This window comes from Novosphingobium sp. KCTC 2891, from assembly GCF_025938155.1.
GTDB lineage: Bacteria > Pseudomonadota > Alphaproteobacteria > Sphingomonadales > Sphingomonadaceae > Novosphingobium.
On record NZ_JAPCZG010000006.1, the window covers coordinates 16785 to 38799 of the forward strand.

The following is a 22015-nucleotide window of genomic DNA, read 5'->3' on the forward strand; positions in this document are numbered from 1 at the left end:
TAGGTGGAATAAGACAGCCGCACAGAGTTGTCCAGCACTCAGGCGAAATGAAGCCTGCGATACTTGCCCCGGAAATAGAGCAACGGGTCGCGGCGCGGCTCGAACTCGGCGCGCGTGACCTCGCCGACAAGGATGAAATGGTCCCCGCCTTCGTGCAGCGCATGACGACGACACTCGAAACTTGCGAGGGAGCCGTCGAGCAGCGGCACGCCGTAGTCTCCCGGCCGCCAGTCGGTGGCGGCAAAGCGATCCTCGCCTTTTCCGGCGAATCGATTCGAGGTCTGCTGCTGCGATGTCTGCAACACATTGACGGCGAAATGGTCCGCCGCCTGCAATGCCGCCGCCGTCCCGGCCGTATTGGCGATGCACACCAGGAGCAGCGGCGGGTCGAGCGAAACCGAAGTAAAGCTGTTGGCCGTCAGCCCAAGCGGAAGGCCATCGGCATCGCGCGTCGTAACGATCGTGATGCCGGTGGCAAAGCACCCCATAGCGTCGCGCAAGGTGCGGGCGTCCGCCCCCGCACGAAACTCGGTACTGGTTCGCGGCAGGCGCCGTTCCAGAAAATCGAGAAGGATCGACAGGAAGGCCTCCGTGCGATCCGTCACCACCAGCAGGTCCGCATCGGCGACTTCGACCACTTGCGCATCGGGAAGCGCCGCATCGAACGCGGCACCCGCAGGGCTCTCCCGCATCCATGTCATTCCGCCGCGCACCACCAGGGTGGGCAGGGACAGCCTCGGCGCAGCCTCGAGCAATTGGGGCGTAATCGTGTCCAGCGGGAACGAATCCATGACCCGCGGATCCCACTTCGGCTGCCCGTCGCGGCCAAGGTTCGTCAGCTTTTTCCCGACTGCCTTTGCGACTTCGGGATCCGCTTCAATCGGCATGTCGACCAGCACCAGCCCCGCCGCCAGATTGGCCGCCTCCTCCGCCAGTGCCAAAGTCGCAATCCAGCCGCCGAGCGTTGTTGCCACCACCACCGGACGCGACCCCATCTGCGCCAGCACCGCGCGCAGGTCCCCGCGATAGGCAGCCGGATCGTACCGACCGTCGGCAGGCCATTCGCTGCCGCCGTGGCCTCGCAGGTCAAGATTGACGACCCTCCGGCCGGAATGGACCAATGCCTCGGCCACTTCGCGCCACACGGCGCGCGTCTGCCCTGCACCATGCACCAGCAGCACGGCCGGATCGTCCGCGCGGCCCATGACATCCGCCTCAAGACGCACGCCACCAAAGCCGGCGAAAGCAAGTGACTCCGGATTTTCCGTCATGATTTCAATGCCTCCCTAATCCATCCAGCCATGACTTCGGACCGTCGCCGCATCATCAACCGCGCGATCTCGGGATCGCGGTCAAGAATGGCCTGACACAGGCCGTGTTGTAGCTTTTGAGAGATTTCGCGATGCTCGGGATCGCGGAACAGTTCGAGCCCCTGCTCTTCGATTCCGAAGGAATAGCCGATGGCCATGACCAGTTCGATTGCCGGATTGCCGCTCAGGCGTGCGACGATCCGGGCGACCGCCGCCTCGGCTGCAATCATCTGGGCTGGCGCCTCGATCTCGTCCACGCGGGCAGCATGGCGGCGTAATTCCTCGCGCCCGGCGTCATCCTTGCTGGCACAGGCGAGCATCGCCGCCTCTTCTGCCACAAGCCTGCTGACCGCCATGATATCGAGAAGGGTGGTCCCCCTGAGCCGAAGGTAACGGGCGAGTGTACGGATAGCGTCGTCGGCATCGGGCCGCGAAGCATAGAACCCGCCCCGAATGCCGCGCCGGACGCTGAGGAGACAGTCGTTCTCGACGATCTTGGCTGCCTGCCGGAGCGTGGGGCGACTCACGCCAAGGCGCGTCAGCAGATCCGCCTCGGCGCCGATGAAATCGCCATCCTCAAAAGCGAGGCTGAGTTGCGCCAGCTCCCTTGCGGTGCGTGCCACGAGCGTCTCGACCTGCCCGATATGTTGCATATCGCCCTCCTTAACAGATAACTGTTTTAGGGAAGATGCGGCGCAATGTCCAGCACACCCTTGCGCATACTTGTATAACTAGGTACTCTTTTCCGACAAAATCGAATCGGGAGATTTCCAATGAAGCCGTTCGTGTTCAGCGCCGACAGCCACATCATGGAACCGGCGAACATCTTCCTCGATGGCCTGCCTGCCAGCCTCAAGGACCACGCAATCCACACGCGCAAGGATGGTGATTTCCTCATCACCGGCACGAAGGACAAGGTGATTTACCGCCTTCGCGTGGGCCAGCACCGCGAGAAGGAACTCGGCGACGCGCAGCGCCGCGGCATCCGCGAAATTCCCGGCCGCCTCGAAGACATGGAGCACGAAGGCATCGATGCCGAGATCTGCTTCCCCAGCCTCGGACTGTGGCTTTACTGCCTCGACAACGCAGAGGCGGAGGCGGCATCGGCGCGCCTGTACAACGACTGGAACCACCAGTTCCTCTCGCCGCATCCGACACGCTTCGTCCGCTGCGGCATGCTGCCGGTGCTCGACTTCTCCAACACCTTGGCCGAGCTCGACTATCTTGCGAGCAAAGGCTTCACTGCAGCCATGCTGCCGGCCGTGGCCCCCACGGGACTGCCGACCTACAACGACGAACGCTGGGATCCGATCTTCGCCCGCGCCGCCGCACTTGGCATCGTGTTCGTGATGCACACGGGCACCGGGCTTGAAACGGTTGTCCATGAACGGGGGCCTGGTGCGGGGATCATCAACTACACCAAGCAGATGAACGATGCGCAGAACTCGCTGATGTATCTCGTCGCCGGTGGCGTGCTCGATCGCAATCCGGGCGCCAAGGTCGCTTTCATCGAAAGCGGCGCGAGCTGGCTGGTCGCACTCGCCGAACGCATGGACGAAGTAGAGGTGGCCCATGCCAACTTCGTGTTCCCCAAGCTTTCCCGCCGCTGCAGCCAGATCATCGACGATCAGGTCTGGGCGGGATTCCAGCATGACCGGGCCTGCCTGCTCGCCGCCGATGCCGGGCTGCCCGGCGCGCGCAACGTGATGTGGGGTTCGGACTATCCGCACGCCGAAGGCACCTTCCCCATCAGCCGCCGCCTTGTCGATGATCTGTTCGACGGTCTGTCCGTCAGCGATGAAACCCGTCGCAACGTGCTTGGGCTGAACGCCGCCCGCCTGTTCCGTATCGAACCGCTGGTCCAGACTGCGGAAGCCATCGCCGCCTGACCTCGCCTCGGCACCTCACAAACCCAACCACCCGACAACAAGTATCAGCAAGGAGCGCGTCGATCATGGTCCAACTCGGTCTCACCGGAGAGCAGGAGGCCATGATCGACAGCGTGATCGGGGCGCTGTCCGATCGCGGCGATCGCCCCGCGCAAGCCATCCTCGATGAATTGGGCATCGGGGCGTTGCTGGGAGACGGTGGATCACTGCTGGATGCGGCGCTCGTCGCGGAAGCTGCGGGGCGCGAAGGCGTGGTGGCCTATCCGGGCGAACGGATCCTCGTGGCATCGGCTTGTGTCGGCATGGCGCAACGCGCGCTGGACGAGGCATCGGCCTATGCCCGCGAGCGCGTGGTCTTCGGCCGCGCCATTGGCGAATATCAGGGCGTTGCGCATACACTCGCCAATGCCGCCACGGAAGTCGACGGAACGCGTCTGCTGGTGTGGCGCGCCCTTGCCGCGCGCGCCGAAGGTCTGGCAGACGCCGCCCGGCTCGATGCCCAGGCATTCTGGTGGGCGGCGCGTGCCTGCGTTCCGGCGATCAAGGCTTCGATGCGCATTTTCGGTGGCTACGGGGTCAGCGAGGACTCCCCGCTGCCCGGTCTCTATCGCGCGGTACGCGCTGCACTGTATGCCAACGGCGATCCAGACCGCGTGCTGACGGCCGCGCTGCCGGTACTCGAACCGATCTCTCCCGTATCGATGAGTTTTGCCCAGGATGCCGAAGCAGACATCTGGGAAGAGCGTACCCGGCGCTTTCTTGCCGAGAACTTCACGCCTGCACACAAGCAGGCCTTCGCATCCTCGCTCGACAATCACTTTCCCGATCTGCATCGCAAGCTCGCAGAGGCGGGGCTGTTGTTCCCGGATTGGCCTGTCGAGTGGGGTGGCAGCGCCGCCGGGCCGGTGGCGACCTCGGCCGTCCACCGTGTGCTGACCCGGGCCGGCTGGCCGATTTCGGTTCTGGTGGTTTCGGATTCCATTGGCAAGCTGCTGATGCAGTTCGGTACACCCCAGGCGAAAACGGAAATCCTGCCGCGTCTTGGCCGCGGTGAGGCGCTCGCCTGCCTTGGCTTGTCCGAACCGGGTGGCGGCTCCGACGTGTTCGGCGCCAAGACCCGCGCCACGCACGACGGGGTGCGGTGGACGGTCAATGGCCAGAAGGTGTTCACCACCAGCGCACACATTGCCGACTACGTCCTGCTGCTTTCGCGGACCGATGCCGGTCTTACGCTGTTCGTCGCCCCCATCGGCGACGGCTTCGAACTGGCACCTGTCCAGACCTTCGCAGGCGAGCGCACGAACATCACCTTCTATTCGGACTTCCCGGTCGAAGACCGCTACCTGCTCGGCGAGGCCGGCAAGGGCGCAAAGGTGCTGGCGGCCACCATGGCGCTCGAACACAACCAGGGTGATTACTACCTCGGCGCGCTGTGGGGTGTGCAGGAAGATCTCGGCCACGCCTTGCCCACGATCATGGCGCTGCCCGGCGTGGCCGACAACGAACCCGCGATCCGGCAGGCGATCGCCCGCTTCGATGCGCACGTCGCGCTGCTCGAAGGCCTGTCGATCCGCGCGATCTGGGCCGGCCACGCCGGTGTTTCGCAGCGCTGGTACGGACCGATGTGCAAGCTGTTCGGCACCGAAAGCTGGTACGCATGCTGCGCCGACCTCGTCGAACGTTTCGCGCCCCATTCACTGACGGGCACCAGCGAGGCGCTGGCGCTGGTCGAGAGCGAGGCGCGCAAGGGGCTGCAGGCGACCATCTATGGCGGCACCAGCGAAGTGCAGCGCAGCGTCATCGCGGAGACGGCGCTGAAGCTGCCGCGCAGTCGTTAGAAATATCTTTAATTACGTAATTTTTGGCATTTTCTCGCGTATTTTGACATTCGACAAATAAAATAGATACCTCTTTAGGCAATCTCTCTGGGCAAGGGCGGAAAATGGGTCTGCCCTTTCCCTTGGCTGGAGGATTGCCATGACCGACAAGATTCGCCCCTTCGTGTTCAGCTGCGACGCCCACGTGGCCGAGCCGCCCGACCTGTTCCTTGCGGCCATGCCCGAGCATCTCAAGGGCTATGCCATCCACAGCGAGGCCGTGGGCGACGTGCGGATCACCCGCATCGGCGAGCAGGTGGTGCTGAAGATCAACGCCAACTTCCACCAGCACAAGACAGGCGAAGGCGATGCCGCGTTCAACGCGCAGGCGGGTGCAGAGGGTACCCCCTCCCCCGACCGGTCGTGCACCGACGCGGCCGAGAATTTCGTGTCGGACTGCGCGGTCGACACCAAGCGCCGCGGCGCGCGCGACCTGGAACTGCGACTGGCCGACATGGCCCGCGACGGCGTGGATGCTGAACTCGTGTTTCCCTCGCTGGGCCTGATGCTGCCGCGGATCGCCGACCGCGAAGCGCAGGCGACCGCCTGCCGCATCTGGAACGACTGGGCCTGGGACTATACCGCGCCGGTGCGCGACAAGCTGATCCCCGCCGCGATGATCCCCTGCATCGATTTCGACGATGCGCTGGCCGAGTGCGAACGGGCGGCTGTCAAGGGCTTTGCCGCGTTCTGCCTGTGGGAAGGCCTGAACAACTACAACGATCCGCGCTGGGACCCGATCTTCGCGCTGGCCGGCAAGCTGGGCATCCCGCTGGTGTTCCACACGGGGGTGGGCGACATCAACATCCGCGCGCTGAAAGGCCCCGGCGGCGCCCTGTTCAACTATACCCGCCAGATGAACGATGCCGTGGACGTGATCACGCAGCTTGTCGCGGGCGGCGTGCTTGACCGCAACCCCGGCGCGCACATCCTGTTCGCCGAGCACAGCGCGGGATGGCTGTGGGGTCTGGCCGAGCGGATGGACGAGGTCTACAACGGCCACGCGCCGTCGATCAGCCCCAAGCTGTCACGGTTGCCGAGCCAGATCGTGCGCGACCAGGTGCATTGCGCGCTCCAGAACGACGGCAATTCCTCGATGGCGATCCGCAAGGGCATCGGCGTCGATGCCCTGCTGTTCGCGACCGACTATCCGCACGCCGAAGGCACCTTCCCGTTCTCGCGGCAGGTGATCGACAAGCTGGTGGACGACAATCCGGACGTGTCCACCGAAGAACTGGTGGCGGTACTGGGAGGCAACGCCGCGCGCCTGTTCAAGCGCGCCAACCTGAAGGCGGCCGTGGACGCACGCCAGGTGCAGTTGCTCACCGCCGCCTGACGCCGCCCCGGCCCCGCCGAAACGGACAGAAGCCCCGCCGGACCATTCCGGCGGGGCTTTTTGGTGCGTGCCGGCGTGGAGCATCCGGCCTCCCCGATGCCTGCTCCCCCCTAACCCTCCCCCTGCCCCTGCCCCTGCCGCGAACCCGATGCGGGGAATGAAGGCGCGGGTTCAGCGAGAGCCGTGCGAGGGGCTTGCCGCGTGGCACGCATCGTATCGTTTGCGAAGGTGTTGGCTTCCTGCCCGCCCCGCTGCGACCAACGCTTGCGGCGCAAGTGCAAGTGCCACCGCCATGACACAAAAAAAGGGGCAGGACGGTTACCCGTCCTGCCCGCTTGATCGCTCCGGTCCGCGCTTTTGCCCTTGGACCGGAGCCCGTCATTCCTGTGCAACCGTCAGAACTTGGCGCCGACCGTTACCCCGTACATGGCCGGATCGCGGCGGATGCCGGAGACCAGCCCGAACGGCGTCACGTTGAAGCCCGACGTGAAATCGCGATTGTTGGTGAGGTTGGTTCCCCAAAACTCGATCTTGTAGCGATCATCGTCGAAGCTGAAGCCGATCCGCGCGCCGAGGAGGCCCGCAGCGGGCGCGACGTTGGCGTCGATCTGCGCCTGCGGCAGCGGAATGCAGCCGGTGCCGTAGGCCGGCACGGGATAGACCCCGCAGGTATCCGACGAGAGCAGGTACTTGGCGATCCACGAGTAATCGACGCGGGCGAAGAGCTTCACGCCACCGAAGTCGTGCTTGTAGTTGGCCGCGACGGTGAAGCTGCTGTCAGGCACCATGACCTGGTTTTCGCCGCGGTGATCCGACATGACCGTGCTGCCGAAGCTCGCCGGCACATCGTACTTGAGATACTTGAAGTCGTTGAGACTGCCCGAGGCCTGCAGCGTCAGGTCACGCGTGACCGCCACCTGCAGATCGGCTTCGACACCGAGGTTGCGCACCCGCTGGGCATTGCCGAGCACGGTGAGCAGCGACCCCGCCAGCGGCCCCGAGGCGACCGCGAGCAGCTGCGAACGCTGCGCGTTGTGGATCTTGTTGTAGTACCCGGCGAGGTTGAAGCGCACCCTGTGGTCGAACAGGTCCGCCTTGAGGCCGATTTCTTCCTCGTAGTTGATTTCGGGGATGAACGGCGCGAACGTGCCGATATCGCCGCTGGCGCGCAGGTTTTCGCCGCCTGAGCGGTAGCCCTTGCTCATCTTGGCATAGACCAGCACATCGGGGGTGATGTGGTAGTCGAGGCTGATGAGGTAGGACAGCTGCTTGAACGTGTCGCTGTGGCCGAGCGGGCAGTTTTCGCCCGGCGCGGCACCCGGGGTGAGCACTGCACCCGGCAGCGCGCAGGCGGCCGAGGTCATCGCGATCGGCACCAGCGACTGGTTGTGGGTGACAAGATTCTTCTTGTCGCTCGACCAGCGCAGACCGCCGGTCAGGCCCAGCGCATCGGTGAGATGCCAGGTGCCCTGCGCGTAGACGCCGAAGCTCTTGTTGTCGATAACGCCGCGGAAGTAGCCCGGCGGCTGCAGCGGAACGAGCGTTCCGGACAGCGAATAGTCATTACCGGCCTCGGTGAAGTAGGTCACGCCCGCGACGTAGTCGAAAACCTTGCTGGCGGTGGAGCCGGTCAACTGGCCTTCCACCGACCACTGGTGCAGATCGCTCGACTGGGTCGAGGCAAGGATCTGATAGGGCGTGCCGTCGAGGTCGATCGATGCGCGGCTGGTCGCCTGACGATAGCCGCCGATGACCTTGAACGTGCCGATGCCAGTATCGACCGATCCGGTGAGCGAGTAGGCCTGCGTGCGAACGCGGGTGTAGGGATTCCAGTCCGCCGCGGTACGGTTGGGATTCTTGGCGTTGAGCTGGCTGTAGTAGGCGAAGTCGTGCGGGAGGGAATGGACCCCCAGCGCATCGAGAACGGGCTGCGGAACGCCGAGCGAACCGAGCAGGTTGTTGTCGACGAGGGCGCCATAGGTCGGCACCGGGGCGCACGAGAAGGCGTTCTGGGGCGCGCTGCAATCGGGGAAAATGCCGGCCGAAACCAGCCCGGCAGGTGCGTTGACCAGATAGTTCGGGCCGCCGTAGCGCAGCGAACGGGCGTTGCCGTGCGAGTTGTAGCCGAACCAATCGCCCTGGGCGAGGAGCGACACACCCGGCGCCGGTTCAAACAGCACCTTCACGCGGCCGGTGTAGGTATCGAGATCGTTGTACTTCGCGCCGGTGATGTCGTCTGTGACGTAGCCGTCACGCCCGCCGGCCTGGAAAGCACCGCGCACCGCGAGCTTGTCCTCGACCAACGGCACGTTGATGATGCCGGTGCCGCTGCGCTGGTTATAGCGGCCGTAAGTGGCGCTGAGTTCAGCTTCGGTGCGGTTGAGGTTGGGCTTCTTGGTTTCGATCAGCAGCGCACCCGCCGAAGTGTTGCGACCGAACAGCGTGCCCTGCGGCCCCTTCAGCACCTGCACGCTGGCGACGTCGACCAGATCTGCGTTGATACCATAGGCGCGCGCCACATAGACCCCATCGACATAAGTGCCGACCGAGGGTTCAAGCGTCGCCAGGACGTCGCCCTGGACCTGGCCGCGGATGGCGAGGAACAGGCCGGTGGGATTGCTGGTGGCGGGAACGGTCAGCAGGCCCGGCGTGAAGCGCGCGACATCGCCCACGTTGACGACGTTCTGCATCCGCAGCGCATCGCCCGAAAAAGCGGTGACGGCCACGGGAACGTCCTGCAGACGTTCTTCGACCTTGCGCGCGGTGACGATGATGTCGCCAATGCCCCGATCGCCCTGCGTCGCCGCATTTTGCGGCTGAGGCTGGGCTTGGGGCTGGTCTTCCGCGCGGGCCACACCGGCCGAAAGCGCGATGGCCGACGCCATGGCACCGCCGAGCAGGCGGGCGACGAGGCGCGAGGTACTGGTCTTCATGGTCAGGCTCTCCTCCCTCGGACACCTGGAGCGTCCGTTACGGCTACTTATATAACTAGGTCTACCATGACATACAAGTCGATAGTGTAGCTCCGGCATCAACATTCAAGTGCGCGCGCCAGCAGTGGCACATCGGAGAGAGCGCGCATCACATCGTTGAGATGCGTGCAGCCTTCGGTGCCAACCAGCCGGTCGAGCACGATCGCTCTGAAATCCGAAACATTTTCGCCGATCAGCCGGGTCGCCTTGACAGCCGCGCCGGGGCATTCGCGATACGGCAGGACGAGCGGCAGCACCTGCAGCGCCTCCAGCGTGCCGCTGGCGGCATCGATCTCTGCGAAGATGCGATATTCATGCACGGCGGTACGGCCTCCATCGGGGTTGCTGCCGCTGTCCTGGAAGCCGGCATCCACCTTGAGCAGGCGCCCCTCGCGCCACAGGTCGATTCGCCGGGCGCGGCGCTTGCGCGGGCCCTGTTGGAACGGCATCGGATGCCAGCCCAGCGCATCGTCGGGATGCTCGAGCGGGCCGACCTCGGCTGAGGACTGATCACCCGAATTGGGTGTGCCATCGGCGTGAAACGAGCTGCCGCCCGCCGCAAAACCGGTGCAAATGTCGGTCATCCGCCCGCCCTTGCCCGCCGTGGCGCGCGTGCCCGCATTCTGCGCACGGACCATCCAGTCGTCGGTCCAGCGGCTCCAGATCCAGCCGGCGACAAGGCTGGCGCCGGCGAAATCATCGAGGATCTGGAACAGCGGCGTGCCGACGATATCGCCCAGACGCTCGCCCAGCGCCGCGCGGCTGGCGCCGCCCGCACGGACGCCGACGAGTTCACGCAGGCGGGGGTGATGGGGATCGGCCTCGATCTCGAGGATTTCGCGCTGGGGACTGGTGCGGATGCGATACCAGGCCGTGGCCAATACCCGCGCCTCATCGTCCGGGTCCGCCGGAGTGAGCAGGTCGCGCGCGCGGCCGATCATCACCCACGGCTGGCCCAGGCCGCCTGGCCACTCACTGTCGATCGAAGTCGTCCGGCGGATCGACCCCGGTCGCCGCAGCGGCGCATGGCCGGCGCTTTGCCGGGCAATCGGAAACTGCTGCGGTGGCTGGAGGGCAACCATTACTTCGGCGGCATCCGGATGGCACCATCTAGGCGCAGATTCTGGCCGTTGAAATAGGTGTTGCGCACCAGTTCGAGCACGAGGCTGCCGAACTCCTCGGGCTTGCCGAGGCGCTTGGGGAACGGGACCGAGGCGGCAAGGCCATCGAACACGGCGGGGGCCTTGTCCTTGACCGCGAGCATCGGCGGCGTGGCGAAAATGCCGGGCATGATCGAATTGACGCGGATGCCCAGGTCCATCAGGTCGCGCGCCATCGGCAGGACGAGGCCGTTGACCCCCGCCTTGAGCGAACCGTAGGCGACCTGCCCGATCTGCGCGTCCTGCGCCGCGGCCGAGGCGGTGAGCACGATGGTGCCGCGCTCGCCATCCTCGAGCGGACCCGCACCCGCCATGCCAAGCGCCGAAAGCGAGGCGATTCGGTAGCTGGCGACGAGGATGCCCTGCGCCGAGAAGGCATAGTCTTCGGTCGACAGGCGGCGGTAGCCGCCGGTCTCGCGGTTGTAGGACAGCGTCTTGCCGTTCTTCGAGATCTGCGCGCAGTGGACGGTGATGCGTTCCTGCCCGTGGGCGGCGCGCGCCTTGGCGAAGCCGGCGACGACCGAGTCCTCGCTGGTGATGTCGACCTTGCAGAACAGGCCGCCGATGCTGCGTGCGACCTCTTCACCGGCGGCTTCATTGACGTCGAAGATCGCCACGCGGGCGCCGGCGGCGGCGAGTGCCTCTGCAGTGGCGCGGCCGAGGCCAGAGGCGCCCCCGGTGACGATGGCGGCGGTGGTCGGGGTGATTTTCATGGGATAGCTCCGGAGATGAATGGATTTCAGGCGGCGAACAGCGCGCGCAGGCCGGGCGCCGAGGGCTTGAGCGAAGGCGTGCGCGGAAAGTCCGGCACGAAGCGGAAGTGGACCGGGACCTGGTAGGCAATCAGCCGGTCCTTGAGGAATGCCTTGAGTGCATCGGGTGCAGGCGGCTCGGCGCCCTCGCGCAGGATGATCGCGGCGGCCGGCACTTCACCGAGCCGGTCGTCCGGCACGCCTACGACAGCCGCCTCGCGGACAGTGGGGTGCTGGTGCAGCGCCTGGACCACGTCGTCGGGATGGACCTTGAAGCCGCCACGGATGATCGCGTTGTCGGCGCGGCCGCGGATGAACAGGAAGCCGTCGGCGTCGAGCACGGCGCGATCGGTGGTGCGCAACCAGGCATCTCCGTCGAAGCGGTAGGCCGGACCGAGCTGGTCGCCCCTGATCTCGAGCAGCCCTTCCTCGCCCGGTGCGAGCGGGGCGCCGCTTGCGGCATCGACCACGCGGGCGGCGACATTGGCGTGGATGCGGCCGACCGCACCGCGCTTGGCCGCCCAGTGCGCGTTGAAATCGTCGAGCGACCAGCCGGCGATGGCACCGGCGAATTCGGTGGCGCCGTAGTTGGCAAGGATCGGCACACCGAAGCGCGCGTGAAAGGCATCGACCAGCGCGGGATCGAGCGGCGCGGTACCGCTGATGATCGCCGACAGGCTCGACAGATCGGCCGGATCGACATCGGCTTCGAGCAGCATGCGCACCGCAGATGGCACGGCGCCCGCAACTTTGGGGCGCAAGTGGCGGATCGCGGCGACCCAGGCTTCGACCGTGAACTTTTCCAGCAGGCCGATCTTGCGGCCAGCCATGAGCGCGCCGATGCAGCCGTAGATCCCGCCGATGTGCGTCAGCGGGTTGTTGACCATGGTGACGCCGGAGCGCAGCTGCGGCTGGTCCGCGAAATCGCGGTTGCGTTCGTAGCGCGTGAAGCCGGCGAAGCTCGCATCGAAGGCCGCACGCGAGAGCGGCACGCGCTTGGGCGTGCCGGTGGTGCCGCTGGTGAGCATTTCGATGGCAACGCCGGGCGATGTCTGCACTTCTGCCCGAGGCGCTTCAAACCCGGCCAGCGCGCGCACGCCTTCGAGCCGCGCGCCGATGGCGATCACCGCGCTGCCGGCCCGGGCGAACGCATCGGCAATGCCGGGCCGCGCCACGTCATCTTCATCGGCGATGATCGCGGGCAGGCCCAGCCCGGCGATATCGGCGAAAAGCTTGTCGTCCGGCAGGATGGGATTGAGCGAGACCAGGCAACGATCGCTCGACAGCACGGCGAGAATCGCCGCGATATGCCCTGGACGATTGCGCAGCACGACTCCTACCCGCGCTTCGGCGGGAAGCGCCATGGCATCGAGTGCCGCTTCGATCGCAGCGACAACGCGGGCAAGATCGCCCCAGCTATAGTCGCGGCCTTCGAAATGGATCTCCGCGCGCGCAGGATCAATTGCCATGATCGCACGCAGTTTTTCCGTAATCAGCGCCATTCCCAGCTCCGCCCTTCCCATCATTGTCCGTGCCGGAGATGAATCCATCCGGCGTGCGAGGCAGCGCCCCGCAGTTGTCCGTTGCATCTTGCCAACATAGTTCACCTAGTGCAATAAGTGATGCAAGTTAAGAACGCCGAGGAGGACCAGGGGCGCGCGCCGCTCCCTTTTCCCGTCGCAACGAAGAGGAGCACGAAAGCCATGGCCACGGCCGTATTGTCCGACGTCCCGCAGGTTCACCTCCATATCGGCGGTGTGCCGCAGACGGGAGGCTCGGGTGGCACCCACGACCACCTCCACCCCGTCACCCAGCAAGTGCAGGCGACGATCCCGCTTGCCGGGCGCGCCGAAGTCGCTTCAGCCGTCGAACGCGCTGAAGCGGTGCGCGAAAGCTGGCGCCGTACGTCGCCCGAACAGCGGCGCGACATCCTCAACAAGCTGGCCGACCTGATGGTCGAGCATCGCACCGAGTTCGCCCGCATGGCGGCGCTGGACGGCGGCACGACCATTTCGGTGGGCGAACGCGGCGTCGACACGGCCGTGGCCTGGGTGCGTTACTACGCCGGCTGGTGCGACAAGCTGACGGGCGAAATGCTGGGCACGTTCGATACGCGCGGCGAGTTCGCCTATTCGGTGCCCGAACCGATCGGCATCGTCGGCATCATCATCACCTGGAACGGCCCGCTGATCTCGCTGGGCATGAAAGTGGCGGCCGCGCTGGCCGCAGGCAACTGCGTGATCTGCAAGCCCGCCGAAATGACCCCGTTCGCACCCGAGCTGTTCGCGCGGCTGTGCCGGCAGGCCGGCCTGCCCGATGGCGTGCTGTCGATCTTCCCCGGTACGGGCGAAGCCGGCGATGCCATCGTGCGCCACAAGAAGGTGCGCAAGATCAGCTTCACCGGCGGCCCGATCACCGCGCGCAAGATCCTTGAAGCCTGCGCGCAGGAGATCAAGCCGAGCGTGATGGAACTGGGCGGCAAGTCTGCCAGCCTCGTCTTCCCGGATTGCGACCTTCAGGCCGCCGCCGAACGCGCGGTGTTCTGGACGGTGGGCTGCCTTTCGGGCCAGGGCTGCGCCCTGCCCACGCGCCAGTTGGTCCACGCCGATGTCTATGACGAGTTCGTCGAGCGGCTGAAGGGCATCATCGGCCAGTTCAAGGTGGGCGATCCGATGGACCCGACCGTGATGGTCGGCCCGGTCATCAACAAGGCAGCCACCGACCGCATCATGGGAATGTTCGAGCGCGCCAAGGCCGACAAGGCCGGCAAGTTCCTGCTGGGCGGCAACCGCTGCGGCGGCGATCTGGCGGACGGCAACTTCATCGAGCCGACACTGATCGTAGACGCCGATCCCGACCACGAGATCAGCCAGGTGGAAATTTTCGGCCCGGCCGTGGTGGTGATGAAGTTCCACACCGAGGACGAGGCCGTGGCCATCGCCAACAACAGCGAATATGGCCTTGCCGCCTATATCCAGTCGGACAACGTACAGCGGGTGCACCGCCTGTCCGAGCGCCTGAGCGCGGGCGGCGTCTATGTGAACGGCGGATTCCAGGTCAATCCGCACACCCCGTTCGGCGGGATCGGCATTTCCGGCTTCGGCAAGGAAGGCGGCAAGGCAGGCATCGACGAATTCCTGCACTACAAGACCGTCGTCATCGGCGTTGGCGCGCCGATCTTCGGCTGAGAGGGAGAGACGCAAGCAATGGCCGATTTCAGCAACACGGACTTCCGGCTCGACGGCAAGGTGGCGATCGTCACCGGCGCGGGTGGGCGCGGCAATTCGATCGGGCGCGCCTATGCGGTGGCACTGGCGCAAGCCGGCGCCAACGTGGTGGTCGCCGATCTCAATGGCGAAGGCGCGCAGAAGGTGGCGGACGAGATCGTCACGCTGGGCGGCAAGGCGATCGCCGCACAAGTGGACATCACCGATACCGCATCGGTGGCCGCGATGGGGCAGCAGGCCGAGACGGCGTTCGGCGGGGTCGACATCCTTGTCAACAATGCCGCGCTGATGGTCGAGATCGTGGACAAGCCGCTGATCGAGACCGACCGCGCGCGCTTCGACAAGGGCATGGCGGTGAACGTGTGGGGCGCGATCAACTGCGCCCAGACCATCGCCCCGCTGATCGCCAAGCGCGGCGGCGGCGCGATCGTCAACCAGGTGTCGGCGGGCGCCTTCCCGGCGCAGAGCTTCTACGGCGTGACCAAGATCGCGCTGGTCGGCGCGACGACGACGCTGGCAACCGAGCTTGGCCGCCAGGGCATCCGCGTCAACGCGATTGCACCCGGCATGACCAAGACCGACGCGGGCCTTTCGCTCACGCCCGACGACAGCCCGCTGGTGCAGATGGCGGCATCGCGCACGCCGATCCAGCTGCGCGACACGCCGGACGCACTGTGCGGCGCGCTGCTGCTGCTGGTGTCGGAAGCGGGCCGCTGGATGACCGGCCAGGTGCTCAACGTCGATGGAGGCTGGGTGATGCGCTGACCCGCGCACCAACCACGCCCGAAATCTCGAGGGGCGGTCCTGCGCGAGCGGGGCCGCCCTTTGTCTTGGGAGATGAACGGACAAGTCCGGCGCAGTGCTGCCCGGCCGTTGCCGACAAGAAAAAGGGGCGACCTGCCAAGGCAGGCCGCCCCAAAGTTTGGGCGGGACGCCGGGAGGGTGGCCCCCGGCTCCCTTCCCCCGGAAGTCCTACCAATCCTGGAGAGAGAAATCGGACTTGGTGGCTGCGCAATCCGGGCAGACCCAATCTTCGGGCACATCTTCCCAGAGGGTGCCAGGCGCGATGCCTTCATCCGGCCAGCCCAGCGCCTCGTCGTAGACCGTGCCGCAATAGAAGCACACGTAGCGCCGGAAGCCGGGCTTGCTGGTATCTTCGCTCATCAGACCGCCCACACCAGTTCGAGGCTCGTGATGGTGGCCACCGAGCGCGCGCTGACCTTCGGGCTGGTGCCCGGCTTGATCGCGAAGTCGGGAATGCGCTTGAGCCATTCTTCGAGGAACATGCGGAGTTCGGTGCGGGCAAGCATCGAACCCACGCAGCGGTGGACACCGCCGCCGAAGGTCGTGTTCGCACCTGGCTTTTCACGGTTGAAATCGACCGAAAGCGGTTCGTGGAACTTGTCTTCGTCGAGCCCGTCCATCGGGGTCGGGACCAGCACCATGTCGCCGGCCTTGAACGCCATGCCATCGACAACGAGATCGGCCTTCACCTCACGCGCGAGGATCGCGATGGGGAAGCGGCGCAGCAGTTCCTCGTTGGCATTGGCGATGAGATCGGGGTGCTCGACGAGCTGCCGGCGATGCTCGGGATGCGTCGCCAGGAACTGGGCATAGAAGCCCAGCGTGGAGGCGACGGTGTCCAGCCCGCCAAGCAGCAGCAGCAGGATGAGCCCGGTCAGCGTGAAATCGTCGATCAGCTTGCCATCGACTTCAGCCTTGGCGATCGTGCTGATGAGATCGTTGCCGGGGTTGGCACGGCGTTCGGCGACCTTGGCCATGCCATACGCCATGAGCTTGCCAGCGGCATCGTTACGCGCTTCCTCGGTTTCGCCGCGCATGGCGGTTTCGGCAATGTCGGTCAGCAGCGGGCGGTCTTCGGCGGGCAGGCCGACGATCTCCATGAAGATGGCGATCGGCAGGTGCTGCGCGAACTGGCCGATGAACTCGCAGTGGCCGTCCTTCTTGAACCCTTCGATCAGTTCGATGGACAGTTCCCGCGCGCGCTCGCCAAGCTTGCCGACTGCCTTGGGCGACAGCGCCTGCTGCAGCAGCTGGCGATAGGCAGCGTGATGCGGCGGATCGAGCTGAAGCGGCACGAGTGGCGGCCGATCGCTGTCTTCGGCCGACACCATGATCCGGCGCGACGAGAAATGATCGTTGTCCGACAAGACCTTGCCCACCAGCTCGCTGGTCTTGACGATCCAGTGGCCGCCGTTGTGCGGCGTCCAGAGCACATCACCCGGATGCGACAGGAAGATGTCGCGCATGGAGCGCTGGTATTCCAGGCCCTCGACCGGAAAACTGTAGAGGTCGAAATCGATTACGCGGTCGGCCGGCACATTCGCCGGTCGTTCCAGGGCATTTGTCGTCATGAGCGTTGTGCTCCTCTCCATGCACGGCCGGCCCGCCCCGTGGCGGCTACGACCGCGTTCCCAAAAGTTCCGTGATGATCGCGACAAGTCGCTCGCCCGCCGACACCCCGTCCTGCCCTAGTCCCAGCCGCGATTCCGCGATCAGCTGCGGGCTGAACGATTGCAGGGCCTTGCCGAGAAGATCCGCCGATACCCGGCTGCCGCCGGCGCGCACGATGAATGCTTCCGCAAGGCGCAGGGTGCGCTTCTCGATCTCGCGCGCGTAGCTGCGGTAGCGTTCGGCGAGGTCCGGATTGCGCATGGCTTCGAGTTGCAGCTCGGCCATGAACAGCAGATCCTCGGTGTTGTGGGCGAAAGCGTCGAAACGGTCACGCAGGCGGGGCAGCACTTCCGCGAGCGAACCTTCGGCATCGAGCAGGCCCTGCCATGCCTCGATCTCGCGCGTCTGGTGCTGCTCCAGCAGTTCCAGCACGACTTCGTGCTTGCCCGCATAGTTCGCGTAGAACGCCCCGCGCGAAAAGCCCGCGCTTTCGCTGATCCGGTCGATCGAGGCCGCGCCGATGCCGCGCAGGGCGAATTCCGCGCGCGCCGCGGTGAGCAGACGCTCGCGCGTCTGGGCCCGGCTTTCCTGGCGACTCGTTCTTTGGATACGCATGTGAATTTGAATACACTTGTGTATCTTAAAACGCAAAGGTCATTTTTGCACGACAGCGCAGGCAGGCCGGACCGGACGAAGGGTCGTTAGCGCGGGCGACGCAGGGCGTGGAGCATCCGCTGGAAATGGCGCGGGTTCCAGATGTCCTGGTCCTCACCCCAGCCGATCTTGCCGTCGAACTCCCAACGCAGCAGCTGGTTGGTGCCATAGCCGTGCTCGCTCATGCGGCTGATCGCCATGCCTTCGGCGAACATGGTGCGCCCCTCCTGATCAACCAGTTCGACCTGCATGTGGCTGGCCCAACCGGTCGAGGGATCACGGAATACGCGCATGCGCGAGCCTTGCGGATCGAGATTGCCGTAGATGCCGTCGCGCAGCAGGTATCCGCCGTTCATCGGGCTCCAGCCATCGGCGGTGCCTTCCTGCGGGCGGACGAAGCCGAGGAAACCGCTTTCCCCGTCGGCGTGCCCGAAGATGTACTGGATGCGCCCGCGTCCGCGCTCGCGCTCGATCTCGCGCCAGCGGGGCCCGCCGGGATGGCTCACCCGGTCCAGATCGCTGGCGTAGCTCTGCTTGCGGCTTTGCGTATAGGGTCCGCCGCGCGGCCCCCAGGTGCGGTCGCGCACGCTCCAGCAATCGAGCGGGATCGCCTCACCATCGAGCGTGAGCGTACCGGCAACGTGGCCGAGCTGGTCATAGTGCGGCGTTGCCATGAACGGCGGCTCGCCCGGTTCGAAACGGCGCGGCGGGTGGGCGCCGGTGAACACGAAATCGAGCGCGAAATCGCGGTCCGGATCGGCATAGGCGAGATGGTACTTCATTCCCGGCTCGAGCATCTTGAGGCTGTAGCCGCCGCCGGGAAAAGTGATGTCGCGCAGATCCGGGTTGTCCGGCATCGGCACTTCCTCAACCTTGCGGTAATAGGCCATGCGCGCGATGTCCCAGCCGCGCGTGTCCCACACGAAGATGCGCCAGGTCACCGTCTTGCGGTTGGGATAATAGGGGGTGTGAATCCAGCCCCCGATGCCGCGCTCGGGCACGTTGAACGACCACCAGTTGGTCTCGGTTTCGTAGGGATCGTCCGAAAGGCGGTGGTAGCAATCATCTTCGGGCAGGAATGCATATGGATCGGCAGTGGTCATGACCTGGTCTCTCCCCTCGCCCACGCTGCAGGCGGGTCCGATTGATGTATCACCTAGTTGTATAGGTAATTAAACCAAGCGGTCAATCGCGGCGATGCACCGGAAAGCCATCGATCATGGTCAGGCGGACGCGCGCCGCGTCCAGATCGGCCAGAACATCAGCCGGGCCACCCTCGCAAAGCACCAGGTCCGCCGGCTGGCCGGGCGAGAGGCTGCCGCGTGCAAAGAGGCGCAATGCAAGAAGCGCGGGCAAGCGCTCACCTTCCCCGAGCAGCGCGCCGGACGCGGTCCGCCGGTCGCGCGCGGTGCGCAGCGCCAGCCACGGATCCACCGCGGCGTATGGTGCGTCCGAACCGCCCAGCAGCTCGATCCCGGCCCCGTGCAGCGAGGCGGCGCGGTAGAGATCGTCGCGGCGATCAGGCTCGACAGTGACGCGATAGCGATCGCCGCGGTCGTGGATGAAGGCCGGGTTGGTGGCCACGATCAATCCTGCGCGGGCAATTTCACCGATGAAAGCGGCGGGGATCATGCCGCCATGCTCGATCCGATCGCCGGCCCGCGCCCCGCCCGCCATGTCGAGCGCAGCGAGATAGAGCGCGAGTTCCGCCTCCGTCACGCAGTGCGCCGCGACCGGACGGTCCACCGCGCGTGCGCCGGCGATGCGTGCGGCGAGTGCATCGAGCGGCGGCAGATCGCGTTCGTCGATCAGCAGCTTGAGCGCGCCCAGCCGATATCCCGCGCCGGGTTCAAGCGCCTCGCTGCCCATGAGCGTCAGGCGTTGCGGCAGCGCCCCCGACAGCAGCGCCGCTTCGCTCGGCCCGTTGTGCGCGCCAGCATCCGTCAGCGCGGTCAGCCCGAAGGCCGCGAGTTCCGCACCCAGCCCGGCGAGATCGGGAAGCGCCTGCGGCAGCGCCTGCGCCAGCCAGTGATCCTCGCGCCAGAAGCGGCCTGTGGGCCTTCCGCCGGCATCGCGTTCGGCCCCTGCGGGCAAGGGGCGATCCCCCAGCAGTGCCATGGCGGCTGAATTGAGCACCCGCAGCGCGCCCGTGCGATCGGCAAGGCGCAAGGGGCGCGCGGGCAGCCAGCGGTCGAGCATCGCCGCGTCCGGCAGGCCGGCGGCGCGCTCGTCATAATCCACCCCCCTGACGCAGATCCCCGCCGGGGCTGCGGCAAGGCGGGCGCGGACGGTGCCTTCGTCCAGCGCCCCCGCCAGATCGACCGAGGCGCGCCGCGCCGCAAGCGCCAGGATATGGAGGTGGTGATCGTGCAGTCCGGGCAGCAGCAGCCCGCCGCGTCCGTCGATGACGTCGTCGCCAGCCTGGAATGTTGCTTCCGCCGCGATCGTTCCCCCAGCGATCCGCAGATCGACCGGCGGGGCGCCCCACGGGCAGACATTGCGCAAGAGCAGGCTCACACGATGGCCCCCGCATAGGCGGCGGCGACGCGGGCCATCGCCATGTCGATCAGCCCGCCCTGCCCCGATAGCACCGCCAGCGCGGCTTCCAGCCCGGTGAGCGGGTCCGCCAGGGCATCGCCCATAAAACGGGGCGTCTCCCCGGTCCGGTCCAGCAGTCCGCCTGCCACCGCGCAATCATCGCCGAAGCCGACACGGACGGCCCCCGGCCCGGTGAAGCCGTGGGCGGTAATCGCAACCCAGCGCAGATGCGGGAAGCGGGCGGGTTCGAGCCCAAGTCGAGCGAGCGCGGCAGGGCGGCCACTGGTGACCAGCACATCGGCCTGGGCGACGAGATCGAGCAAGCGCGCGCGGTCCGCCGGAAGGCGCAGGTCCAGCGCGCGGTGCGCCTTGCCGGCATCGAGGCGGGCATGGAGCAAGGGCGATGACTGCGGCGTCGGATCCGGCCTGCCGATGCTGTCGATGCGCAACACCTCAGCCCCGGCACGCGCCAGCAGGCCTGCGCACAGGGGACCGGCCCAGAGCGCGGACATGTCGATCACCTTGCGCGGCACGTCCTTGCCGCCAGTCCGCGCGAGCGGTTGCGCCGCCGCTTCTCCGGGAAGGGCGACCGGGATTTGAAGTTCGATGGCGCGAGCGTGAACGTCGGTCACGCCGCAGTGGGCTACGTGATGGACGATCGCATCCCAGTCCTCGCCCTCCCCTTGCGTCAACGCGGGAACAAGCTCCAGGTCGTCCGGACGGGCAAGATTGAGCGCAAGCCAGCCGTCGCGCGCGCGGAGCAGGCGGCAGGCGCGATTGGCGGACGCGATCCCCGGCGCGCCAAGCCCCGTCGGGGCATCGCGCTCCAGCAGATCCATTACCGGCAGGCCGAAAGACGCGGCCCGGTCGCGCAGGAAAGCATGAAGACGCGCGATCATGGCTCTATCGCGTGGACGAGACCCCAGCGCAGCGCCTGTTCTGCGCCCACCTTGAAGCCGCCAAGCACCAGCCAGCACAGGCGATGCCGTCCGATCGCCCGCGCCAGCGTGACCGTGCCTCCGGCACCGGGGATAAGCCCCATCGCCAGTTCGGGCAGCCGCACAACGGTATCGGGAGCGGCGATCCGCCGCGCGGCAGCTGCCGGAACCTCGATCCCCGAACCGATGCACAGGCCATGGAGCCGCGCCGTGGCGCGCGGGCCGAGCCGGTGCAGCAGCCGCGCGCACGACCGCCGGGTTCGGATCACGTGCGCTTGCGCCAGATCGTGCGCCGTGCCGAATTCAGCGAGATCGCCGCCGGTCGAAAAACACCGCCCCTCTCCCCGCAACTCGACCTGCGGGGCAGTCGGATCGTCGAGTACGTTGGCCAGGGCCTCCCACAGGGCATCACGCGTGGCGGCGGTCATCGCGTTGCGATTGCCGGGAGAGGCGAGCGTGAGCGTGACCGCATCATCCGTGCGTTCGTATCGGACCAGATCGCGGGGTGCGGTGGATTCTGCAGGGGTGCGGACTGCGGTCCCGGCCCGCCAGCGCGCGAATTCGCCGCCACCGAGCAGCGTGGAATACGCGAGCGATTCGACATCGAGCGCAGTATCGACATCGAGCGTCACGCCCAGCCGGAGCACTTGCGCGAGCACGCTGGTGGCAACCGGGGCATGGGCCGCGGCCGCGCCCACGACGGCGAGCTGAGCTTCGAGACGGGGCGCCGCCACCCACACCCACGGTGCCGGAGCATCAGGACAGGTGGTGACCATGGCATCGAAGTCAGAGGGATCAACCATCGGCAAACTGCCCTGCCGGTCCAGCGCAATACGCACGCCGCCCGGCGGCGGGCGCGGGTCGCTGCGGGCCAGATCGACAACGACGAGAGGCGATCCTTCCAGTGGCGAGAACGCCTCAAGCGCGAATGGCGCGGTCATGCCGCT

General features: G+C 66.4%; 18 protein-coding genes. 5 read left to right on the forward strand and 13 right to left on the reverse strand.

The features are described from left to right. Positions 1-38: 38 nt before the first annotated feature. Both OLX02_RS12480 and OLX02_RS12485 read right to left on the reverse strand, forming a co-directional pair. Entirely contained in the window at positions 39-1271 is a 1233-nt protein-coding gene (locus OLX02_RS12480; RefSeq protein WP_264423315.1) for an alpha/beta fold hydrolase, read from the reverse strand. Further along, positions 1268-1963 carry a FadR/GntR family transcriptional regulator gene (locus tag OLX02_RS12485; RefSeq protein WP_264423317.1) on the reverse strand — a complete coding sequence of 232 codons (696 nt, stop codon included), beginning with the start codon at positions 1961-1963 and terminating at the stop codon, positions 1268-1270. The genes OLX02_RS12480 and OLX02_RS12485 overlap by 4 nt, the downstream gene beginning before the upstream one ends. Positions 1964-2083: 120 nt before the next feature. On the opposite strand from OLX02_RS12485, the gene OLX02_RS12490 reads away from it, so the two are divergent. The 3 genes from OLX02_RS12490 (at position 2084) to OLX02_RS12500 (ending at position 6412) form a co-directional block, all read left to right on the forward strand. Then, on the forward strand, positions 2084-3199 hold the full coding sequence (locus OLX02_RS12490; RefSeq protein WP_264423319.1) for an amidohydrolase family protein: 1116 nt from the start codon (positions 2084-2086) through the stop codon (positions 3197-3199). Between the two features lie 65 nt (positions 3200-3264). Then, complete coding sequence (locus tag OLX02_RS12495) at positions 3265-5037, forward strand: acyl-CoA dehydrogenase family protein (RefSeq protein ID WP_264423321.1); 1773 nt, start codon at positions 3265-3267, stop codon at positions 5035-5037. Between the two features lie 139 nt (positions 5038-5176). Next, positions 5177-6412, forward strand: a complete 1236-nt coding sequence (locus tag OLX02_RS12500; RefSeq protein WP_264423323.1) for an amidohydrolase family protein — start codon at positions 5177-5179, stop codon at positions 6410-6412. Positions 6413-6807: 395 nt separating this feature from the next. Here the strand turns inward: OLX02_RS12500 and OLX02_RS12505 are convergent, their stop codons facing one another. The 4 genes from OLX02_RS12505 to OLX02_RS12520 all read right to left on the reverse strand — a co-directional run bounded on the left by OLX02_RS12505 (position 6808) and on the right by OLX02_RS12520 (position 12798). Next, positions 6808-9345, reverse strand: a complete 2538-nt coding sequence (locus tag OLX02_RS12505; protein ID WP_264423325.1) for a TonB-dependent receptor — start codon at positions 9343-9345, stop codon at positions 6808-6810. 98 nt (positions 9346-9443) lie between these two features. Further along, entirely contained in the window at positions 9444-10466 is a 1023-nt protein-coding gene (locus OLX02_RS12510; protein ID WP_264423327.1) for a DUF2889 domain-containing protein, read from the reverse strand. Further along, the gene (locus OLX02_RS12515) at positions 10466-11257 is read right to left on the reverse strand and encodes an SDR family oxidoreductase (protein WP_264423329.1); all 792 of its coding nucleotides are present in this window, start codon (positions 11255-11257) and stop codon (positions 10466-10468) included. The genes OLX02_RS12510 and OLX02_RS12515 overlap by 1 nt, the downstream gene beginning before the upstream one ends. 26 nt (positions 11258-11283) lie before the next feature. Next, a complete protein-coding gene (locus tag OLX02_RS12520) occupies positions 11284-12798 on the reverse strand; it encodes a class I adenylate-forming enzyme family protein (RefSeq protein ID WP_264423330.1) in 1515 nt (504 codons plus the stop codon). A 201-nt stretch (positions 12799-12999) separates the two neighbouring features. Between OLX02_RS12520 and OLX02_RS12525 the strand changes: the two genes are divergently transcribed. Both OLX02_RS12525 and OLX02_RS12530 read left to right on the forward strand, forming a co-directional pair. Continuing rightward, positions 13000-14484, forward strand: a complete 1485-nt coding sequence (locus OLX02_RS12525) for an aldehyde dehydrogenase family protein (RefSeq protein ID WP_264423331.1) — start codon at positions 13000-13002, stop codon at positions 14482-14484. An 18-nt stretch (positions 14485-14502) separates the two neighbouring features. After that, positions 14503-15288, forward strand: coding sequence for an SDR family oxidoreductase (locus OLX02_RS12530; protein WP_264423332.1), 786 nt, complete (start codon positions 14503-14505; stop codon positions 15286-15288). A gap of 207 nt (positions 15289-15495) precedes the next feature. On the opposite strand, the gene OLX02_RS12535 is transcribed toward OLX02_RS12530, so the two are convergent. The 7 genes from OLX02_RS12535 to OLX02_RS12565 all read right to left on the reverse strand — a co-directional run bounded on the left by OLX02_RS12535 (position 15496) and on the right by OLX02_RS12565 (position 22009). Further along, positions 15496-15687, reverse strand: coding sequence for a rubredoxin (locus OLX02_RS12535; RefSeq protein ID WP_264423334.1), 192 nt, complete (start codon positions 15685-15687; stop codon positions 15496-15498). Beyond that, positions 15687-16898 carry a cytochrome P450 gene (locus OLX02_RS12540; RefSeq protein WP_264423336.1) on the reverse strand — a complete coding sequence of 404 codons (1212 nt, stop codon included), beginning with the start codon at positions 16896-16898 and terminating at the stop codon, positions 15687-15689. Before OLX02_RS12540 ends, OLX02_RS12535 begins: the two co-directional genes overlap by 1 nt. Positions 16899-16944: 46 nt before the next feature. After that, entirely contained in the window at positions 16945-17553 is a 609-nt protein-coding gene (locus OLX02_RS12545) for a TetR/AcrR family transcriptional regulator (RefSeq protein WP_264423337.1), read from the reverse strand. Positions 17554-17639: 86 nt separating this feature from the next. Continuing rightward, positions 17640-18695 carry a hypothetical protein gene (locus OLX02_RS12550; RefSeq protein ID WP_264423339.1) on the reverse strand — a complete coding sequence of 352 codons (1056 nt, stop codon included), beginning with the start codon at positions 18693-18695 and terminating at the stop codon, positions 17640-17642. A gap of 82 nt (positions 18696-18777) precedes the next feature. Then, positions 18778-20109, reverse strand: coding sequence for an amidohydrolase family protein (locus OLX02_RS12555; protein WP_264423341.1), 1332 nt, complete (start codon positions 20107-20109; stop codon positions 18778-18780). Continuing rightward, positions 20106-21029 (reverse strand): CoA transferase, encoded by a 924-nt coding sequence (locus OLX02_RS12560; protein ID WP_264423342.1) that lies wholly within the window; start codon positions 21027-21029, stop codon positions 20106-20108. Before OLX02_RS12560 ends, OLX02_RS12555 begins: the two co-directional genes overlap by 4 nt. Continuing rightward, a complete protein-coding gene (locus tag OLX02_RS12565) occupies positions 21026-22009 on the reverse strand; it encodes an enoyl-CoA hydratase/isomerase family protein (RefSeq protein ID WP_264423344.1) in 984 nt (327 codons plus the stop codon). The genes OLX02_RS12560 and OLX02_RS12565 overlap by 4 nt, the downstream gene beginning before the upstream one ends. Positions 22010-22015: the final 6 nt, after the last annotated feature.

Coding starts and splice junctions, on each gene's coding strand:
- OLX02_RS12480 (WP_264423315.1), bottom strand. CDS start 1,271: ATGACGGAAAATCCGGAGTCACTTGCTTTCGCCGGCTTTGGTGGCGTG.
- OLX02_RS12485 (WP_264423317.1), bottom strand. CDS start 1,963: ATGCAACATATCGGGCAGGTCGAGACGCTCGTGGCACGCACCGCAAGG.
- OLX02_RS12490 (WP_264423319.1), top strand. CDS start 2,084: ATGAAGCCGTTCGTGTTCAGCGCCGACAGCCACATCATGGAACCGGCG.
- OLX02_RS12495 (WP_264423321.1), top strand. CDS start 3,265: ATGGTCCAACTCGGTCTCACCGGAGAGCAGGAGGCCATGATCGACAGC.
- OLX02_RS12500 (WP_264423323.1), top strand. CDS start 5,177: ATGACCGACAAGATTCGCCCCTTCGTGTTCAGCTGCGACGCCCACGTG.
- OLX02_RS12505 (WP_264423325.1), bottom strand. CDS start 9,345: ATGAAGACCAGTACCTCGCGCCTCGTCGCCCGCCTGCTCGGCGGTGCC.
- OLX02_RS12510 (WP_264423327.1), bottom strand. CDS start 10,466: ATGGTTGCCCTCCAGCCACCGCAGCAGTTTCCGATTGCCCGGCAAAGC.
- OLX02_RS12515 (WP_264423329.1), bottom strand. CDS start 11,257: ATGAAAATCACCCCGACCACCGCCGCCATCGTCACCGGGGGCGCCTCT.
- OLX02_RS12520 (WP_264423330.1), bottom strand. CDS start 12,798: ATGGCGCTGATTACGGAAAAACTGCGTGCGATCATGGCAATTGATCCT.
- OLX02_RS12525 (WP_264423331.1), top strand. CDS start 13,000: ATGGCCACGGCCGTATTGTCCGACGTCCCGCAGGTTCACCTCCATATC.
- OLX02_RS12530 (WP_264423332.1), top strand. CDS start 14,503: ATGGCCGATTTCAGCAACACGGACTTCCGGCTCGACGGCAAGGTGGCG.
- OLX02_RS12535 (WP_264423334.1), bottom strand. CDS start 15,687: ATGAGCGAAGATACCAGCAAGCCCGGCTTCCGGCGCTACGTGTGCTTC.
- OLX02_RS12540 (WP_264423336.1), bottom strand. CDS start 16,898: ATGACGACAAATGCCCTGGAACGACCGGCGAATGTGCCGGCCGACCGC.
- OLX02_RS12545 (WP_264423337.1), bottom strand. CDS start 17,553: ATGCGTATCCAAAGAACGAGTCGCCAGGAAAGCCGGGCCCAGACGCGC.
- OLX02_RS12550 (WP_264423339.1), bottom strand. CDS start 18,695: ATGACCACTGCCGATCCATATGCATTCCTGCCCGAAGATGATTGCTAC.
- OLX02_RS12560 (WP_264423342.1), bottom strand. CDS start 21,029: ATGATCGCGCGTCTTCATGCTTTCCTGCGCGACCGGGCCGCGTCTTTC.
- OLX02_RS12565 (WP_264423344.1), bottom strand. CDS start 22,009: ATGACCGCGCCATTCGCGCTTGAGGCGTTCTCGCCACTGGAAGGATCG.